At 52.5% G+C, this 17,522-nt stretch carries 18 protein-coding genes and 2 pseudogenes; 9 read left to right on the top strand and 11 right to left on the bottom strand.

What is annotated here, in order from left to right:
• The first annotated feature begins 187 nt into the window (after positions 1-187).
• Positions 188-1,102: a DNA adenine methylase gene (locus N1249_RS17970; RefSeq protein ID WP_259831836.1), complete on the top strand. Its 915-nt coding sequence runs from the start codon at positions 188-190 to the stop codon at positions 1,100-1,102.
• Here the strand turns inward: N1249_RS17970 and N1249_RS17965 are convergent.
• Together N1249_RS17965 and N1249_RS17960 are read right to left on the bottom strand one after the other, a co-directional pair.
• Positions 1,091-1,810, bottom strand: a complete 720-nt coding sequence (locus N1249_RS17965; protein WP_259831835.1) for a hypothetical protein — start codon at positions 1,808-1,810, stop codon at positions 1,091-1,093. The genes N1249_RS17970 and N1249_RS17965 overlap by 12 nt on opposite strands.
• Before the next feature lie 72 nt (positions 1,811-1,882).
• Positions 1,883-3,760: a flagellin gene (locus tag N1249_RS17960; protein ID WP_259831834.1), complete on the bottom strand. Its 1,878-nt coding sequence runs from the start codon at positions 3,758-3,760 to the stop codon at positions 1,883-1,885.
• Positions 3,761-3,973: 213 nt separating this feature from the next.
• Here N1249_RS17960 and N1249_RS17955 point away from each other — a divergent pair, with 213 nt between their 5' ends.
• The 4 genes and pseudogenes from N1249_RS17955 (at position 3,974) to N1249_RS17940 (ending at position 5,755) form a co-directional block, all read left to right on the top strand.
• Positions 3,974-4,156: a hypothetical protein gene (locus N1249_RS17955; protein WP_259831833.1), complete on the top strand. Its 183-nt coding sequence runs from the start codon at positions 3,974-3,976 to the stop codon at positions 4,154-4,156.
• Positions 4,132-4,350 (top strand): annotated as a pseudogene (locus tag N1249_RS17950) (fatty acid transporter); the annotation flags it as partial. The gene N1249_RS17955 and the pseudogene N1249_RS17950, both read left to right, overlap by 25 nt.
• A 62-nt stretch (positions 4,351-4,412) precedes the next feature.
• Positions 4,413-5,042: a helix-turn-helix domain-containing protein gene (locus N1249_RS17945; RefSeq protein ID WP_259831831.1), complete on the top strand. Its 630-nt coding sequence runs from the start codon at positions 4,413-4,415 to the stop codon at positions 5,040-5,042.
• Between the two features lie 98 nt (positions 5,043-5,140).
• Entirely contained in the window at positions 5,141-5,755 is a 615-nt protein-coding gene (locus N1249_RS17940; protein WP_259831829.1) for an outer membrane beta-barrel protein, read from the top strand.
• 61 nt (positions 5,756-5,816) lie between these two features.
• On the opposite strand, the gene N1249_RS17935 is transcribed toward N1249_RS17940, so the two are convergent.
• Together N1249_RS17935 and N1249_RS17930 are read right to left on the bottom strand one after the other, a co-directional pair.
• Positions 5,817-6,215: a hypothetical protein gene (locus tag N1249_RS17935; RefSeq protein ID WP_259831827.1), complete on the bottom strand. Its 399-nt coding sequence runs from the start codon at positions 6,213-6,215 to the stop codon at positions 5,817-5,819.
• The gene (locus N1249_RS17930; RefSeq protein WP_259831825.1) at positions 6,212-6,346 is read right to left on the bottom strand and encodes a hypothetical protein; all 135 of its coding nucleotides are present in this window, start codon (positions 6,344-6,346) and stop codon (positions 6,212-6,214) included. Before N1249_RS17930 ends, N1249_RS17935 begins: the two co-directional genes overlap by 4 nt.
• 88 nt (positions 6,347-6,434) lie before the next feature.
• Here N1249_RS17930 and N1249_RS17925 point away from each other — a divergent pair.
• Positions 6,435-7,253: pseudogene (locus tag N1249_RS17925) on the top strand (alkyl sulfatase dimerization domain-containing protein); the annotation flags it as partial.
• Positions 7,254-7,353: 100 nt separating this feature from the next.
• Here the strand turns inward: N1249_RS17925 and N1249_RS17920 are convergent.
• The 5 genes from N1249_RS17920 to N1249_RS17900 form a co-directional block, all read right to left on the bottom strand.
• Positions 7,354-8,424, bottom strand: a complete 1,071-nt coding sequence (locus N1249_RS17920) for an ABC transporter ATP-binding protein (protein WP_259831823.1) — start codon at positions 8,422-8,424, stop codon at positions 7,354-7,356.
• Positions 8,417-10,186 carry an iron ABC transporter permease gene (locus tag N1249_RS17915; RefSeq protein ID WP_259831821.1) on the bottom strand — a complete coding sequence of 590 codons (1,770 nt, stop codon included), beginning with the start codon at positions 10,184-10,186 and terminating at the stop codon, positions 8,417-8,419. Before N1249_RS17915 ends, N1249_RS17920 begins: the two co-directional genes overlap by 8 nt.
• Before the next feature lie 79 nt (positions 10,187-10,265).
• Entirely contained in the window at positions 10,266-11,354 is a 1,089-nt protein-coding gene (locus N1249_RS17910; RefSeq protein ID WP_259831819.1) for an ABC transporter substrate-binding protein, read from the bottom strand.
• Positions 11,355-11,517: 163 nt separating this feature from the next.
• Positions 11,518-12,219 (bottom strand): response regulator, encoded by a 702-nt coding sequence (locus N1249_RS17905; protein WP_259831817.1) that lies wholly within the window; start codon positions 12,217-12,219, stop codon positions 11,518-11,520.
• A gap of 3 nt (positions 12,220-12,222) precedes the next feature.
• Complete coding sequence (locus N1249_RS17900; protein WP_259831816.1) at positions 12,223-13,860, bottom strand: sensor histidine kinase; 1,638 nt, start codon at positions 13,858-13,860, stop codon at positions 12,223-12,225.
• A gap of 179 nt (positions 13,861-14,039) precedes the next feature.
• On the opposite strand from N1249_RS17900, the gene yjdI reads away from it, so the two are divergent.
• Together yjdI and N1249_RS17890 are read left to right on the top strand one after the other, a co-directional pair.
• Positions 14,040-14,270 carry a 4Fe-4S mono-cluster protein YjdI gene (gene yjdI / locus N1249_RS17895; protein WP_014071635.1) on the top strand — a complete coding sequence of 77 codons (231 nt, stop codon included), beginning with the start codon at positions 14,040-14,042 and terminating at the stop codon, positions 14,268-14,270.
• 10 nt (positions 14,271-14,280) lie between these two features.
• A complete protein-coding gene (locus N1249_RS17890) occupies positions 14,281-14,553 on the top strand; it encodes a GNAT family N-acetyltransferase (protein ID WP_014071634.1) in 273 nt (90 codons plus the stop codon).
• A gap of 125 nt (positions 14,554-14,678) precedes the next feature.
• Here the strand turns inward: N1249_RS17890 and N1249_RS17885 are convergent, their stop codons facing one another.
• A complete protein-coding gene (locus N1249_RS17885; protein WP_259831807.1) occupies positions 14,679-15,908 on the bottom strand; it encodes an amino acid permease in 1,230 nt (409 codons plus the stop codon).
• A gap of 119 nt (positions 15,909-16,027) precedes the next feature.
• Positions 16,028-16,489 carry a multidrug/biocide efflux PACE transporter gene (locus N1249_RS17880; RefSeq protein WP_259831806.1) on the bottom strand — a complete coding sequence of 154 codons (462 nt, stop codon included), beginning with the start codon at positions 16,487-16,489 and terminating at the stop codon, positions 16,028-16,030.
• A 101-nt stretch (positions 16,490-16,590) separates the two neighbouring features.
• On the opposite strand from N1249_RS17880, the gene N1249_RS17875 reads away from it, so the two are divergent.
• Complete coding sequence (locus tag N1249_RS17875; RefSeq protein ID WP_259831804.1) at positions 16,591-17,457, top strand: LysR family transcriptional regulator; 867 nt, start codon at positions 16,591-16,593, stop codon at positions 17,455-17,457.
• The last annotated feature ends 65 nt before the right edge of the window (positions 17,458-17,522 follow it).

The following is a 17,522-nucleotide window of genomic DNA, read 5'->3' as shown; positions in this document are numbered from 1 at the left end:
CCATATCGAAGTTTCTCCAATCATCCTCCTGATTTGGCATGTAAACGACAATCGCCCCAGAAGCCGTAATCGTGCTTAACACTCCAGGCTCCATTACATAAAAAGCGGATGGCTGTTATCATGCCCCAAAGTCGATGAACTCCCTGATTGCGTGGTGTGCTGGGCCGTTGCGATCAGAACCAAGATTGTGAAAAAATATTCAATGAAATCAATACCACATCCTATTCCTTATCAGGGAAGTAAACGAAAATTAGCGCCAGTGATTAACAGCGTTATGCCGCGTGACATTCGTTGCTTCTATGAGCCGTTTGCAGGCTCAGCGGCGATGACGCTATTTATGGCCGGGAATGATGCCGCGGAGCGGTTTGTGGTGGGTGATAAATTCCCTACGCTTATTAAGTTATGGGAAATGATTGTAGAAAACCCGCATCATGTCATTGATGAATATGCCGCTATCTGGAAGGGTTTCGACGGTGAAAATCACAATTACTTTAATGATGTGCGCGAACGCTATAACGCAACTCAGGATCCCGTCGCGTTACTCTATTTAGTCTGCCGGTGCGTGAAAAATGCCGTGCGTTTTAACGCTAAAGGCAGATTTACCCAATCTGCGGATAAGCGCAGAAAGGGGATGGCCCCTGAAAAAATGGCTATTGCCGTTGAGGGAGCGTCAAAACTGCTCAAAGGGCGGGTTGAATTTCGTATTGGCGACTGGCAGGTGACGTCAGGCGATGCTGAAACCCAGGATTTTGTGTATATGGATCCGCCGTATTTGGGCACGTCGATTGGCAAAGATAAGCGATACCATGAGCAACTGGACCGTGATTCACTGGTGTCCGGGCTAGCGTTACTTAATACCAGAGATATTCGATTCGCGCTGTCCTATGATGGTATGACCGGCGATAAAGAATATGGCCCTGCTTTGCCAGAAGACCTGATGATGTCCCGGTTGTTAATCAACGCCGGACAGTCAAGCCAGGCGACCTTAAATGGGCTGAAAGCAGAAACTGTTGAAAGTCTTTATCTTTCTTCGAATTTAAAGACGCCAGCCAAAACACGGTTATACCTGAAAGACATCCATCAGGAAGCGCTATTTTCCTAACAGCCTGGCCAGGAGGGTTTTAATTGTAATGCCCTCTGATTCAGCTCTGAGCTTTAACGCTTCATACGTATGCACTTCATCTGCGCCAGACCAGGTTAACACCAGTTGCCGCACGGGTTTGGTGGCAACGTGAGAATACCCTTCAGGATAAGCCCAGTAGCAGCTCATGCAGATTTCAGGATCTTGTGTGTTTAAACCGTTTTCACAAGATTCACAGGTAAACGATTTAGCCCGCTGGTTTGAGGCATCAAGCAGCATATAGGCATTAAGATTCAGCTCATCGTGCTCAGTATCACCTGCAACCTGATACGGAACACGGTGGTCTATTTGCAGATAGCGTTGTTCCACCTGATCGCCGGTAATGGCATCCCGCGAATCGTATTTTTTAATCAACGCCTCTTTGAACGCTTTGGAGAATGCTTTACGCCCCCCAATACGCCCATTTTTAATATTGTCAGGGCTGTCAAAACGGTACGCCCCAATCTTCCTGCCGGATTTGTTTATTACTGAATCCGTGATCAGGGGAATCCCTTCCTCTCTCACATCCCTTATTGCGCGTGGAGGATGGTCGTAACCATAGGTTTCCTTTAGCTCTTCAGTGGTGATAAAGCCATGCGCAATAATATGATCGATGACGGTTCTGGCACGTTTTCTGGTGACTCTTTCGCACAATGCCAGAATACGCGGGTCTATACTGTGTCTATTCATCGGTAAAGCAAACCATACGCCATTGTATTTGTCTATTTATCGGGCCAACTAACAGGATCCGTTAATCTACCATTACCCCTGTAACAGAGACAAAACCGCATCCGGCAGATGGTTCGATTTCGCCAGCACCGAGTTCCCCGCCTGTTGCACGATCTGCGAACGGGACATTTTCGACACTTCTTCTGCGTAATCAGCGTCTTCAATTCGCGAGCGCGAGGCACTCAGTGCAGTGGAGGTTGCCGTTTGCACATTTTGCACGGATTCGAGGCGGTTCATGGTTGCGCCCAGCAGGCTACGGCGTTGATCGACACGGGCAATTGCCGCATCGAGGGTAGCCAGGGGATCTTCCGGGTTGCGCAGACGGATCCCGTCTCCGGTTTCCCGCAGATTGATGGTGGTCCAGCCCGTCGCGGCATCGGTTGTGGCGGTATAACTGTTGGGATAATAAATCTGGATCTCGCCGCTGCCGTTGAGCGTCTTAATAAGCAGTGAGCCGTCACTTTGCTGTACCAGCGTGGCGCTTTTTCCATCCGCGCCGAGGTTCATCACATAATTCCCGTTAGCATCGCTATCGAGCACGTTCGCGAAGGTTTTGCCGTCGTTGTCCGTATAGTTCAGCTGCATCTTCGCCGGGTCGATCGTTACGTATGATGTGCCGCCGACGGTGCTGACATCCGTAAAGGCGTTTTGCGCCGTCGCGGTGTTTGCCTGAACGGTAACGCTGGGTGTTCCGCCATCGCTGGTGACAGCAACAGAGGCGGCATAATAGCGAAAATCACCGCCGCCGTTGTCCACTTCCATGAAATACGAGCTGCCGTTTTTCACCAGCCGCGCGGCTCCGGAAACCGCATTCCCGCTGCTGTCCAGGAAGGATGGGGTTACCGTCGTTAAATCTACCGCTGGTGTCGTGGTGACATTAACCGGGGATGTCAGGGTCGTCAGCGCCGTGGGATTGGTGACTTTGGCCTGCATTGCCCCGGTCGGGCCCCAGTTGAGTTCGGCTTCGTAATAGTCCGTTCCCTGCTGGATATAATATTTGCCGTTGCTGCTTACCAGCGCATCGGCGCTCATCGCCGCGTTGCTGTCGTCCACAAACGAAAGCCCTGACACCGCGCGTGACGGCAGCGTGGAGATATCGCTGTAGAGCGGCGAAGAGGTCACGGCTGAAACGCTCACGCTGGCCGAGCTGGTAGCAGTGTTGTACGTTGCGCCGTAGTTCGCCGTCAGATAGGTGTTTTTCCCCTGCGCGTCGGTACCCTGAATAAACAAAATACCGCTGCTGCTGCGAACCAGTTTGGCAGACGTAAGTGCCACGCCTGCGGTATCAAAGCTGACGCTGGTACTGCTGCTGCTCAGCGAGATATTACTGGCGGAGCCCAGCAGCTGATCGGTCGGCGTCACTTTGCCGCTAATTCCGCGGATCACCAGGTCGGTCAGTCCTAGCTCGTCAACGCTGAAACCCGGTTTGCCAAGGAAGAGGCCGAGGGTTTCATTATCGTTTACGCCAACCTGTATCGGCACATTCCCGGCGCTGCCATCGAGCACGTTTTTGCCATTAAAGGTGGTCTGTGAATTAAGGCGGGCAATCTCTTTCAGGTTGACGTTAATTTCAGCCTGAATGCTGTCTGCATCTTCCAGGGTATAGGTTTCACTTAACGACTGAACGGACAGCTCACGAATGCGCTGCAAGCGCTGGTTAATTTCGCTGAGTGCACCTTCCGCCGTTTCGGCCATTGAACGCCCGTCGCTGGCGTTTCGCTGCGCCTGAAGAAGGCCTTTAATCTGGCTTCCCATACGGTTAGCAATCGCCTGACCTGCCGCATCGTCTTTGGCACTGTTAATTCGCATCCCGGAGGAGAGTCGCTCAACGGATTGCTGTAATACGGAACTGTTTTTTAATGCGGTATTTTGTACTACCAGAGTATTGACGTTGGTGATGATCCCAGACATCGTTCACCTGCTTTTCTTAGTATTATGCTTTGAGAGATCATCGTCCTGAAAGAGGATATATTTAGGTTAAATTAACCACCATATTTCAGAGGTGACTTTACCGAATTTTGTTGAACAACCTGGTTGAAATTTAAAATTAAACCCCCTTTCTTTTTACTCGCTAAATATCGCCTGATATATCTGTGCGCAAAATCACTCCTTATCGGGTCAGAAATGAAAACACGAATACTGCTGTGCACTGGCTTATTGGCCGCGTCATGCGCCCACGCCAGTGCGCTCTATTTTTATGAAACAGGCACTGAAGATATGGCGCTTGCGGGGGCAGGGCAGGCGGCCCGCGCTCAGGATGCCTCAACGATAATGACCAACCCCGCAGCCAGAGCGATGTGGCCATGACCTTGCCCACTGGCGATGAGTGGCGTTTCGGCACGGGCGCGCAGTATCAGATAATCCCGGCCAGCAACATCGGCGTTGCCGTGGAGTATCTCCATATGCAGTCGTCGCATGTGAAATCGCCGTCTGTTTTTGCCGGCAGCTATGATAATCCACATCTCTGGTTTGCCAGCGTGAACTACAGTTATCAGTTCTGAAGCAGTAACCGCTTAATTTTCTGGTCTATACTGGCAAAGACGCCAGGCTACAGGGCAGTGCCATGCATATTTTACCTCCTGTTCGACCCGAACAATCCATTGCACGTCTGACCGCGATCCTTGAACCTATTGCGGAGAAAGTGAAGTTAGTCCCGCGTAAGCGCATCACCTGGACGCACAAAGGCCGGCAGCAAATGTACCTGTTCCAGCAAGGCGAACTGTCGTTGCTGCGTGCATCGGACGGGCTGTTGCTGGTGACGGTCTATGAACCGCATCTGTTTGGGATCGCTGAGATGATCCAGCCCACGCAGGGCCACATTCTGCGGGTGGAAACCGAATCGACCGTTTTGCGTGCCGATGCAGAGCAGGCCGCCACGCTTTTTCGCGAACAGGGCGTATGGGAGGATGTCGCGGCAGTGCTGTCATATCACACGGCCTATTTAATTTACCGCGATGCCCAGGTGGTACAGCAACGGACCTATTCCGTTATTCGCAATCATTTGCAGGAGATGATATTGCTGCCCGAAGAAGCGCGGATGCGCACGACAATTCTGGACTATATTCAGGATCGTACATTACTGTCGCGCAGCAGTATTCTCAATGTATTATCGGCGTTAAAACAAGGGAAATACATCTCATTTAAACGCGGGGGATATTTGCTGGAGATGACGCATCTACCAGAATCCTTCTAGAGATAATTTAAAATTAAACTGAAAATCAATTAACGGTGCGCTGATTTATCTATATCGTTTGCTGACTGAAAACATTCAACTAAGCAAACGGGATTTCTATGAAAAAGACACTTGTCGCGTTAATTATTGTTAATGCCTTTACCGCAACCACGGCGTTTGCGGCAGCTGATGCAGGTACCTGGTACAGCGGTGCTAAATTTGGCTGGTCACACTATTTTGATGCTAATACAGCATCGAAAGCACAGGATAATAACAACGGCTCTAATCAGTATAATATCGATCACGATAACGTCGGTGGTGGTATTTATACGGGCTATCAGATTACGCCATGGCTGGCCGTTGAAGGTGGTTATGATTATTTAGGTAATATGCAGATTAATGGCCATCATAGCGCGGGTGCGCAAATGAAAAGCCAGGGTTTGCAGATGTCCTTAAAAGCCAGTTACGGCCTGACGGATAACTGGGATATTTACGGTCGTGCCGGGGCGATGGCCTATCGCGCTGAGTCCGATGTAAGTGGTCACAATCGCTTTGATACCGGTGTACGCCCGCTTGCCGCTGTCGGGACAGAATACGCCTTCAACAAAAACTGGGCGGGTCGCCTGGAGTATCAGTGGGTGAGCAACGTGGGTAACGCCAACCAGATCGGCGTCAGCAGCGATGTGAGTTCCGTAACGGCAGGGTTAACTTATCGTTTCGGGCTGCACAATTAAGACTCGCCATATTCTCGATGATAAAAAAGCCCGGCTACGTTTATAGTCGGGCTTTTGACATTTAACCGGCTGCTAAAGGCTGAAGGATGATATTAATATTCTTCAGACCTATTTCATTATTATCCTTCAGGTATTGCTGGTTAATCATATCCAGTTGCTCCAGCTTCGTCAGTGAGGTATACACGCGCTGGACCGGGCTGTCTTCGGTAAAGATATCTTTCGATGTCGTGTCTTGCAAATATTGATTTTTCAGGCTGGTGGATAGCGCGTTAATGTGCTGCTTGTTCGTTTGATAAAGTGCCGCAATGTGTGACGTTTGCACCTCCGCGGTTTTTTCACCGGGCAGAATCAACGGAATTTGCAGGTGGTTTATCTTTTCAACCTCATCCTGATGAGGGGCGCTGCACGCGGTTAATGTACTCAGGTTGAATATAGCCATAATTAATGACAGTTTCTTCATGAAATAACTCTGGGTAAATGAGAGAGACGGACATTATCTAAAATGGCAGCTGCAGCATCAGATTTAAGTTGTTTATTTTTAAATGTATTACCGATGGGGGTTAACACACCCAAATGGTAGCCTTGTTTCATCGAAACTCATTATTATCCATCGAGGATTTATGAAACTGAAAACGCTTGTTAGTGCAATGACCGTTGCCGGTCTGTTATCCACCACGCTGTGACGCGGGATGAAATTGCCGCCAACTTTGCACTGCCTGATGGGCTGGCGAAGTCCTGGTCAAGCCGTGGGTATTACGGTTCCGTCAGCCATGATGTGAAAGCGACCTATGTGTTCTATCTGGGCTGGTTCAACGGTAATCCGGCAACGCTCGACGAGCTGCCACCAGTGGATGCAGCGAAGAAATATGTCAACTACATGGGCGGCGCCAGCGCCATCCTCGAAAAAGCCAAAGCGGATTACGCCCAGGGTAACTATCGTTGGGTGGCACAGGTGATGAACCAGGTGGTGTTCGCCGAACCAACAAATAAAGCCGCGCGCAATCTGGAAGCGGATGCGCTCGAACAGCTGGGTTATCAGGCTGAATCTGGCCCATGGCGTAACTTCTATCTGACCGGGGCGAAGGAATTGCGAAACGGCGTGCAGAAACTGCCAACGCCGAACACCGCCAGCCCGGACACGGTTCGCGCTATGTCTCCGGAGATGTTCTTCGACTTCCTCGGCGTGCACATTAACGGTGTTAAAGCGGCGAATGTGAAGGCGGTCTTTAATGTCGATCTTGGCAGCGATGGCGGGCACTACAAGCTGGAGCTGGAGAATGGCGTGTTGAACCACACGGCGAATACCGTTGCGAAAGATGCGGATGCGACGATCACGTTAAACCGTGAGACGCTGAACAACATCATCCTTAAAGAAACTACGCTGAAACAGGCGCAGGAGAAAGGCGAGGTGACTATCACCGGTAATCAGGCGAAGCTTGATGAGATGCTTAACTGCCTGGATACCTTTGATTTCTGGTTCAATATTGTTACGCCATAAGCGGTAGTTGGCGTTTGTGTCGGGTGGCGGCTACGTCTTACCCGACCTACGCTTTTGCAGGCCCGGTACGCGAAGCGCACCGGGCACTGTCAGGTTTCCATCACCCTTTCGGGAAGATCCAGACGTGTTTTTCCGGTAACGATAAATGGCAGTGCTGCGGATCGCGAACGTCGTGGCCGTAGGCGCGGATCACAAAATCATCCCCCGCGGTACGGAACAGATATTCCCAGCGATCCCCCAGATACATACTGGTGAGTAACGGCAGCTCAAGCTGGTTTTCTCCCGGACCTTCCACTACCGCGACACGCTCCACACGGATAACCGCCGTGGCTTCGCTTCCTGCTTTTACGCCTTCAGCCGCCTGGCCCCATAACCGCCAGCCGTTGCCTTCAATGTGCGCTTTGCCATCGCGGACTTCGGTCACTTTGCCATGCAGACGGTTATTACTGCCCATAAACTCGGCGGTAAACAGTGTTTTCGGCGAGCCATACATCTCCTGCGGCGTACCCTGTTGCTCAATTTTGCCGTTGTTCAGCAGCAGGATACGGTCGGAAATCGACATCGCTTCATTCTGATCGTGCGTGACCATCAGCGCCGACAGGCCGAGCTTGATGATCAGCTCGCGCAGGAACACGCGGGCCTCTTCGCGCAGCTTGGCGTCCAGGTTAGAAAGCGGTTCATCCAGCAGGATCACCGGCGGGTTATAGACCAGCGCCCGGCCAATCGCCACGCGCTGTTGCTGGCCACCGGAAAGCTGATGCGGGTGACGCTTACCCAGATGGCCCAGACCAAGCTGATCCAGCACGTCCTGAACACGCTGGGTGATTTCTTTCGCGGCGACCTTACGCAGCTTTAAAGGATACGCCACGTTCTCAAAAACGGTTTTGTGCGGCCACAGGGCGTAGGACTGAAACACCAGCCCCAGATTGCGTTCTTCTGCCGGGATTTCGCTGCGCGGCGTGCCGTTGTATACGCTGTTTTTGCCGATGATAATCGAACCCTGGGTGGGTTTTTCCAGACCCGCAACCGCGCGCAGCAATGTGGTCTTGCCGCTGCCCGATGGCCCCAGCAAGGAAACCACTTCGCCGCGTTTGAGGTTCATGGAAACCCCATTTAACACCGGGTTGTCGCCGTAGGTTAAGTGCAGATTTTCGACCGCTAATTCAATCATGTAATTTAACTCCGAAGCGAAGGGCAATGCCCAGACCTACCACGACCAGCAGGATGTTAATAAAAGAGAGCGCAGCCACGATATCAATGGCACCTGCCGCCCACAGGGAAACCAGCATCGAGCCGATGGTTTCCGTGCCTGGCGAAAGCAGATACACACCGGTTGAGTATTCGCGTTCAAAGATCAGGAACATCAACAACCAGGAACCGATAAGACCGTAGCGTGAAAGCGGGATGGTAACGTGACGGGTAATTTGCCCGCGGGTTGCCCCTGTGCTGCGCGCCGCTTCTTCAAGTTCTGGCCCGACCTGGAGCAGCGTTGAGGAGATAAGCCGCAACCCATACGCCATCCACACCACGGTGTAGGCCAGCCAGACGCTGAAGATGGTGCTGCGTAATGAACGCAACCAGACAATCAGGTTTTCACGCATCCAGTCGGACCACACAAACCCGGAAAGCCAGCCTGATTTCAGTGAGTTGTCCAGCCACATTGGCAGGAACAGGAACACCCACAGGAAGGCCAGACCCGCAAGCAGACCCGGCACTGCACGTGGTACCAGCACGCTGTAATCGAGGAACCGCGTGGTGTTGTCTGGTTTGCGGTGCATAGCAATACCGACAAACAGATAACAGGCCACGGCCAGTGCGCCGCCAATCACGCCGATAGACATTGAGTTGACGATGGCGCGCAGCAGGTTTGGCTGTGCCCAGATAGTGCGGAAGGTGCTGAGGGAAAGCTCATCCCAGAGAGAAACACCCACCCCCCAGTTCGAGATAAACGCGCGCAGCACCACGCCAAGCAGCGGAACGCCAATGGTCACGGTCAGCCAGAACGCCACCACGCCACCTGCCACCCAGCGCCATTTGCCCAGCGGCAACGCACGCGCCTGTGACGCCTTGCCTTTCACCGTCACAAAGCGGTTGGCGGTGCGCATCAGGCGACGCTGTAACATCACCAGTGGGATGGTGATACAAATCAGCACCACGGCCACTGCTGCCATCAGGTGATAAGACGGCGTGCCGAGCTTGTTGGTCAGCTGGTACAGGTAGGTCGCCAGCACCATGTTGCCCTCTGGATCGCCCAGCACCAGCATCAGGCCAAACACCTCCAGGCCGAGGAAGAACAGCAATACGATAGCGTACAGAATCGACGGGCGTACCATCGGCAGGCTGACGGAGGTCATGACCTGCAAGGGAGAAGCCCCCGCCGTGCGCGCGGCTTCTTCCACATCAGAGCCCACGCTTCGCAGTGCCGAGGAGATGTACAGATACGCGTGCGGAACATGCGTCAGGCCAGCGATGACCACGATGCTCAACATGTCGTAGATATTCCAGGGCACAAAACCAATCAGCGACTGTGCCCACAGGGATAAAAACCCAACCGGCCCGGCGGCGACCACATAGCCAAAGCCCAGAACCATCGGCGACACAAAAATCGGCACCAGGATCAGCGGCTCAATCAGACGCCGGCCAGGTAAGTCGGTGCGAACCATCAGAAACGCCAGTACGCCACCAAGCGGAATGGCGATGATGACCAGACCGAAGGCGAGAATGAAACCGCTTCTGAGCGCTTTATAGAAGTCGGGATCGGTGAAAATAAACCCAAATGATTCAAGGCTCCACTCTTTAGCCGGAGAGAAAAAGGGAGCGGATAAGAAGCTCTGTATCACGATGAACGACAGCGGAATATAGATAACCAGAGCGGTTATCAACACCACTACGCCGCGAGGCAGGCTTTGCCACTTTCTGTGTAATGCATTCATAGTGTATCCCTGGTGCTGGAACCCAGAACAACGACATCAGGTGAAGGAGCGCGGCAGAGCCGCCGCGCTATGCCCGGACTTATTTGGCGGCGGCTTCGCGCCACTGTTTGATGTAGTCCAGACGTTTTTTCGGTTGCAGGTATTCCAGCAGGCTTTCATCAACCGGGATCGGTTTCAGCGCGTTGCCCAGAATTTTGGTCAGGCCGTCGATATCATTTTTGCCTTCGATATCGTTACGGATGGACGGGATATCAGCCTGATTCGCCAGAATACTTTGTCCTTTTTCTGACAACACGTAGTCCAGCCACAGCTTCGCGGCGTTGCTGTTTTGCGCCTGCTGGCTGATGAAGGACACGCGCGATAACACCAAGGTGTAATCCTTCGGATAGGAGATACCCAGGGACGGATCGTTCTTCGCGCGGGCTTCGGCGTAGGAGCCGAGGATGTTAAAGCCAATCAGGTTTTCCCCTGACGATACCCTTTCCATCATCGTGCCGGTTGAAGACTGCACGGCTAAACCGCCTTTGGCGACGTCAGCCAAGGTTTTCAGGTAGTTTGGATCGGCCTTGAAATCCTGAACGGAGAGCATAAAGCCCAGCCCGGATTTTTCGATGTCGTAGGTGGTGACTTTGCTCTTGAACTTATCGCTTTGGCTGGAGATAAGTTTGGCCAGCGCCGCGTGTGAATCCGGTACTTCGGCCGCAGGGATAAGGCGTTTGTTGTAGATAAAGACCACCGGCTCATAGGTGGTGCCGTAGGCCTTATCGCTCCAGACCGCCCATTTTGGCAGTTGGCTTTGCTCAGGGGATTTGTACTCCTGCGCATAGTCGGTGGCGAGCTTCAGTGCGGTATCCATTGAGGAGCTCCAGACCACATCACCGCTGCCGCCACCGGAAGCCTGTTCGCTGATAAAACGGTTGTACAGCTCGGTGCTGTTCATGTCGTTGTATTCAACTTTAATGCCCGGATAGGTTTTCTCGAAGCCCTCAATCAGCGGCCCGGCGGCTTTGGTGTCGGTGGTGGAGTAAATCACCACTTTGCCCTCTTTGGTCGCAGCCTCCACGACTTTTTGATACTCGGCAGGGTAGCCCTGCGGTAAAGCAGACATTGCAGACGTAGAGATCAGTACGGTAGCGGTAAGCAGAGAAATTCGGAAAGTGTTCGACATTATAATTAACCTTTTAGTTACATTTGAGGAACTAATGGTCAACATAGCGTATGGGAAACATCAGACAATAGGGTGGCGAAAGCCCCGCTTCCGAAGTGTGATTGTCGGCGTTGTTTCGGCAATTAACACCATTAAATCCGCAAAACGCCACCCGGTTTGCGGTTTATTCTTTGGCGGGTGCTTTGCGATATAGCCGTCTTGGATGGCCAATATTGCCGTACAACATTTCGATGCTAATAAATCCGCTCTCCACGCAGTATTCCAGATAGCGGCGGCCCGTGGTTTTGCTGATCCCCACGTTTTCCACTACCTCTTCTACAGACATATTGCTGTCAGGGTTATCGGTGAAAAAGCGCTTAATGCGCTCCAGGGTGTTGGGCTCAATCCCTTTGGTGGAAGGGGCAGGAGAGGATTCAGCCGCGGGCAGATTAAACAGGCGATCCAGCGCATGTTGGTCCACCACCTTCACCTGTTGCACGGTGTGGATGAAGCGCAAAAACCGCTCAAGCGAGGCGTGCAGGCGCTGGAAAAACACCGGTTTTATCAGGTAGTCGAACGCGCCGCTGCGCATGGCATGGCTACAGGTTTGCATATCGCTGGCCGCAGTGATGAAAATGACCGAGCACTCAAAACTCTTCAGCAGCGGGCTGTCGATTAAGTTGACGCCTTTGCCATCAGGAAGGTAGTTATCGAGCAGGATCAACCGTGGCTGATGGCGGCTAATCAGCTCGCGCGCCTTTTCCAGCGAAGGGGCAATGCCGACAACGCGCAAATGGAAATTCTGCTCAATGTACTCACGATGCAGCTCGGCGAGGTGAGGCTCGTCCTCAACAATGACGACATCAATTGCCCGGGTCGTAGTCATGTTTTAGCCCTGTCGAACGGAAGGTTTAAAGGGAATAAACACCGTGAAAATAGTGCCTTGCGGGGTATTGTCGGTGATTTCGATATTGCCACCGGCCTTATCAATATATCCTGCCACCAGAAACAGACCGATACCGTGCTCGGAGCCGGTTATTTCGTTACCGGTGTCGGGTTTACTGCTGAATCCCTGCTGGAAAATGTGTGGCTTCATGGCATCGTCCACGCCACAGCCCCGGTCGGCCACTTCTATCAGCAGCTCCTGGTTTCTGTCTGAAATATAGAGTTCCACTGCGGCGGGGACGGGCGCTTTCAGCGTGGCATCCACGGCGTTATCCAGCAGGTTACCAATAACCGACATCAGCTCTGTTTCGTTGAGCGTCAACGGCATATGGGTTAACTGGCAGGCGGGATCGAAAAGCAGTTCAACGCCTTTTTCGCGCGCGCTGACGTATTTCCCCAGCAGCAGCCCGCACAATGCCGGCGAAGTGAAACGGGCAGAGACAAAATCCAGCACCTTTTGCGCGCCATCGGACTGGGCCTGAATATAGCGAATGGCCTCGTCATAATGCTTCATCTGCAACAACCCAACGAGGGTGGCGGTCCAGTTCAGCTGTTCATGGCGCATAATGCGCAGGTTGTCAGCGTACCGCTTTATCTGGCTCAGCTGGCTGCTGAGGGTGTTAATATCGTTTTTATCGCGGAAACTATACACCCAGCCGCTTTCCACATTCGGCTCTACCTCAATGGCCACGCGGTTGACGATCACTTCGCGATGATTAAGAACGGCAATCTGATCGTGGCTGCCGCTGCTTATGGAGGCATAGCGCTGTGAAAAGAAACCGGGTGATGTCTGCAACACCTCATTGAGCGGTTTGCCGATAAGCTCTTTCTCGCTCTGGCGAATATCCAGCAGTTCTCGTGCCGCCCGGTTTATTAAAATCAGCTGCTTTTCTGCATTTACCGCAAATATGCCCTCGTACATGGCTTCAAGCAGGGCTTTTTGTTGCAGCACCAGTTGGGCAATATCTTTGGGCTCGAGGCGGAACATCTGCTTTTTGAGATTACGGGTAAACAGCCAGGAGAAAATAAACAGCAGCAGCAAAAGACCAATGCCATATAACCCCGACTGCCAGAGGATGCGGGCATTAATATTGGCAATATACGAGGTCAGATAACCCACCGAGACAATCCCGATCACCTGATGTTGGGCATTAAATATCGGGGCCTTACTGCGTAATGAAACACCGATCCCACCTTTACGTATGGAAATAATGGTCTTTCCCTTTAAGACCTCAGCATTATCCCCACCAATCATGGGTAAATTAAGGCGTTCAGGTGATTCTGAATGATACAGATGCTGTTCGCGGGTATCCCCGATGACAATATAACTGGCATCGCTTTCTGCGCGTAAAGGCTGAATTAAGCGGGCGATACCGGTGATATCTCTGGCAGCGACTTTATCGGCAAGCCCTGGCATCAGGGCTATTTCGCTGGCCTGCACCCGCGCACGTTGTCCAAGGTCGTGGTGCAGCTGCCGGTCGATAAAATGGAACAGGATCGCACCCAGCAGTGCTAATAGCAGGCAGGAAAAAAACACCAGAGATAAAAAAAGCTTCACCTGAAAAGGGAGTCTGCGTTTCATATGTCCTGCGGCTGAAATACAAAAATGAGATATTCGCGGAGCCTGACACGGGGAAATGTGGCGTGCAATCTGACAAAAACAGAGTTGTGAGCTGGCTTTTCGTTTTTTGCATGGATAGCCATCAGGATCCCACGAGGCTATGCTTTGTTCAGCACCATAATAACTACAGAGGCAATGTCATGGATAAAGAACTACTGGACGCAGGTTACCGGGCCTATACCGGGGAAAAAATTGATGTCTACTTCAACACCGGGATCTGCAAGCATTCAGGGAATTGCGTGCGCGGTAGCGCTAAGCTCTTCAATCTGAAACGCAAACCGTGGATCATCCCGGATGAAGTGGATGTAGAAACAGTTATTCGTGTGATTGATACCTGCCCGAGCGGTGCGCTGAAGTATCGCCAAAAATAAGCGAGGAACTATGGATATTCTGGAAGGCCATAACAAGTTTTATGTGAATGATGCAGACGGAAATCAGGTAGCCGAGATTGTGTTTGTCCCGACCGGCGAGCACCTGAGCATTATCGAGCACACCGATGTTGACCCGAGTCTGAAGGGGCAAGGAGTCGGTAAGCAGCTGGTGGCGAAAGTGGTGGAGAAGATGCGCGGTGAGAACCGCAAGATTATCCCGCTGTGCCCGTTCGCGAAGCATGAATTTGATAATACGCGAGAGTATGACGATATTCGGGCTTAACAGTACCGGGGGCCGGGATTGAAAAGGGGGCCGAGGTGGCCCCTTTTCCCGTTCACGGGCGGTGAATAATCAATTTTCTGCCGGAACAGAAGTGAACGGAACAGCCTGCGTTCTCATTCTTCGACTCACCCCACAAACATCACCGACACACACAACACCCCAACAATCAACGTCAGCAAATTCCCCAGCGAACGATACTGCTTCAGCGATGGAATCAAATACGTCGACAGCGTCGGCATAATAAACAAAATCATGGCAATCAGCGGACCGCTGATGGCGTAAATCATCGAAATCGCATTCGGGTTAATACAACACACCACAAAGGTAATCAGCGACACGCCCAGAATCGAAACCGCGCGGTTAAAGGCACGGCTTTTCTTCACCCCTACCTGATTCAGCGACGACTTCACAATCTCCGTCGCACCCTCTATCACCCCAAAATACGTGCCGAGGAACGATTTCGACATCGCGATAATGGCGACAATAATGCCGGAAATCCCAAGCCAGGCGGGAGAAGAGGGCATCATCGACAGCGCCGACAAAATCGTTACCCCTTCCTCTTTCGCCGCCACAATGTAAGACGGCGGAATGGAAAGCAGGCAGCTGAACACGAAGAACAGCACGCTCAGGCAGATAATCAGGTACGCCACCTTCATGATTTTTTTGCATTTACCCATGGCGGCGTCACCGTATTTCTCGCGACGATCGACCGCGAACGTCGAGATAATCGGGGTATGGCTAAAAGCGAAAACCATCACCGGGATAGAAACCCACACCTGGTGCAGCGTATGTTGATCGAATGCCATCTGGCTTGTGAGCAGCTCAGGCTGCCAGCTACCGGTCAGATAGAGCGACAAAAACAGGAAGTAGGCGATCAGCGGAAAGACCAAAAATCCCATCACTTTAATGGTGATATGGCGCCCCATCAGGAAGATCAGGTTAAGTGCCAGCACCACGCCAAAACTCACCATCACCCGCACGCTCAGATCGACCGTCATGCGCTTTGCCAGCTGTTCGGTGAGCGAGTTTGTAATCGCCACCGCATAGATAAGCACCACCACAAAGAAGGCGACAAAATAGAGCGTGGTGATCAGATTACCGATCTTCTTACCGTAGTAGTGGCTAACCGCTCCGGTGATCCCTTCGTTGCCTTTTGTTCTCGACGACAGGATAAATTGGGCCAGCGCTTTGTGCGGCCAGTAGGTTAACGGATACGCCACGAGGGCCGTAATCAGCAGGACAATGGCGCCTGCGGAGCCGAGCTGAATGGGCAAGAACAAGGTTCCTGCGCCCACGGCAGTGCCGTAGAGGGCGAAACTCCAGAGAGTCTCTTCTTTTGACCAAATTTTCGACATTAGAGCAACGTATCAACTATAAAACGAACAAAAAGGAGTGCAATTTACCATAATTATGAGAGGAGATCGCCGTTGCTTCTGAGTGGTCTGGCCGGAGCGGGTGTCCGGCCAGGGGAGGATCAGCCTGCCAGGGCGCGTCGTTGCTGGCGACGCTTGATGATTTTCTCGCGCAGCGTGTCGTACGCCCAGTTATAGAACATGGTGTAGGGCAGGAAGAACAGGAAGAAACCTATTTCCAGTGTGAATGCCTCAAGCAGCGTGACGCCGAGTACGGCAGACACGATGGTTACGCCGATCACGATAAAACCGCATTCGAATCCTAACGCGTGCAGGGCGCGGACTTTGGCTGTGCGCTTTACCCGCTGTACGGGCCAAAACCGGTCAAAGCCGAAGTTATAAATGATATTCCACAGCATCGCAGTGGTGGCCAGGATAATGGTCAGGCCGCCCATTTCAACTACCGAACGTTGCATTAACCACGCAGCCGTTGGGGCGAGGATCGCCGTGGCAATCCCTTCAAAACAGACCGCATGGAAGATTCGCTCCGGCAGCTTACGCTGGAGTGCATCCTGATGTTGCATAGTGACCTCGTTAATTCGCCAGAATGGGCGGTGTTGCGGCCTATTTTTATCGCTAAAGATGATATATAAAAGATGGTATCCATCGATAAAATAGATACATCATGCGCTATTCACCCGAAGCCCTCACGGCGTTTGTTGAAACCGTTGCCGCCGGTTCGTTTTCTGCTGCCGCGCGTCGGCTGCGTAAAAGCCAGTCCACCATTAGTACCTCCATTGCCAATCTTGAGGCCGATCTGGGCTTTGAGCTGTTTGACCGCTCGGCGCGTCAGCCTGTACTAACCGTGCAGGGCGAACAGGTGCTGGGTTATGTGCAATCCATCCTTGCCGCCAGCGCGCGGCTCGACGAGCTGGCGGTGTCGCTGACGGCGCAAACCGAAGCGCGTCTGACGTTTGTGCTTTCCGATACGCTGAACCCGGACGTGCTGGAAGATCTGATGAAACAGTTCGACCAGCGTTTTCCCCATACGGAATTCGAATGTCTGATCGGCGAGGAAGAAGATGTTATCGATCTTCTCCAGAAAGAGAGGGCGCAGGTCGGGCTGACGGAAGCGCGTGACGGCTACCCGACCGATATCGGTGCCACCCGGCTGCCCATGCAGACCCGGATGGCCATCTATGTTTCTGCCGATCATCCCCTTGCGGCGCAACACCAGACGCAGGCCGATGAACTGCACGGCTGGCGCGAGTTGCGTCTGAGCACCTATCTTGAGCGGGAAACCACGCTTGCGCGGGGGCCGGTCTGGTCAGCGCCCAATTACCTGTTACTCTTGAGTATGGCGGTGCAGGGATTTGGCTGGTGCGCGCTGCCATGCGCGCTGGTGGATGAATTCGCGGCGGCGAAATCACTGGTGCAGCTGAACGTTCCGGGCTGGCCGCGCGCGATCGGGATTGATCTGCTGTGGAACAAACGATCCCCGCCTGGCGTTGCCGGAAGCTGGCTACGACAGTATTTACAGGATGCACGCTAATCCTGTGACTAAACTCACTTTTTTTAAACAATTGCGTCAATTGTTGATAACAATCCTCTACTATC

Source organism: Enterobacter sp. CP102 (assembly GCF_025152625.1).
In the GTDB taxonomy this organism is placed as follows: domain Bacteria; phylum Pseudomonadota; class Gammaproteobacteria; order Enterobacterales; family Enterobacteriaceae; genus Enterobacter; species Enterobacter soli.
Note: the sequence above shows the minus strand (reverse complement) of the source record. Positions and strands in the feature narration are given on the sequence as shown.

Bases quoted from the DNA above. Each gene is read 5' to 3' on its own strand.
- N1249_RS17885 (WP_259831807.1), bottom strand. From the start codon at position 15,908: ATGTCGAAAATTTGGTCAAAAGAAGAGACTCTCTGGAGTTTCGCCCTC.
- N1249_RS17920 (WP_259831823.1), bottom strand. From the start codon at position 8,424: ATGATTGAATTAGCGGTCGAAAATCTGCACTTAACCTACGGCGACAAC.
- N1249_RS17915 (WP_259831821.1), bottom strand. From the start codon at position 10,186: ATGAATGCATTACACAGAAAGTGGCAAAGCCTGCCTCGCGGCGTAGTG.
- N1249_RS17965 (WP_259831835.1), bottom strand. From the start codon at position 1,810: ATGAATAGACACAGTATAGACCCGCGTATTCTGGCATTGTGCGAAAGA.
- N1249_RS17930 (WP_259831825.1), bottom strand. From the start codon at position 6,346: ATGAAACAAGGCTACCATTTGGGTGTGTTAACCCCCATCGGTAATACA.
- yjdI (WP_014071635.1), top strand. From the start codon at position 14,040: ATGGATAAAGAACTACTGGACGCAGGTTACCGGGCCTATACCGGGGAA.
- N1249_RS17880 (WP_259831806.1), bottom strand. From the start codon at position 16,489: ATGCAACATCAGGATGCACTCCAGCGTAAGCTGCCGGAGCGAATCTTC.
- N1249_RS17960 (WP_259831834.1), bottom strand. From the start codon at position 3,760: ATGTCTGGGATCATCACCAACGTCAATACTCTGGTAGTACAAAATACC.
- N1249_RS17955 (WP_259831833.1), top strand. From the start codon at position 3,974: ATGAAAACACGAATACTGCTGTGCACTGGCTTATTGGCCGCGTCATGC.
- N1249_RS17900 (WP_259831816.1), bottom strand. From the start codon at position 13,860: ATGAAACGCAGACTCCCTTTTCAGGTGAAGCTTTTTTTATCTCTGGTG.
- N1249_RS17875 (WP_259831804.1), top strand. From the start codon at position 16,591: ATGCGCTATTCACCCGAAGCCCTCACGGCGTTTGTTGAAACCGTTGCC.
- N1249_RS17935 (WP_259831827.1), bottom strand. From the start codon at position 6,215: ATGAAGAAACTGTCATTAATTATGGCTATATTCAACCTGAGTACATTA.
- N1249_RS17910 (WP_259831819.1), bottom strand. From the start codon at position 11,354: ATGTCGAACACTTTCCGAATTTCTCTGCTTACCGCTACCGTACTGATC.
- N1249_RS17945 (WP_259831831.1), top strand. From the start codon at position 4,413: ATGCATATTTTACCTCCTGTTCGACCCGAACAATCCATTGCACGTCTG.
- N1249_RS17890 (WP_014071634.1), top strand. From the start codon at position 14,281: ATGGATATTCTGGAAGGCCATAACAAGTTTTATGTGAATGATGCAGAC.
- N1249_RS17905 (WP_259831817.1), bottom strand. From the start codon at position 12,219: ATGACTACGACCCGGGCAATTGATGTCGTCATTGTTGAGGACGAGCCT.
- N1249_RS17940 (WP_259831829.1), top strand. From the start codon at position 5,141: ATGAAAAAGACACTTGTCGCGTTAATTATTGTTAATGCCTTTACCGCA.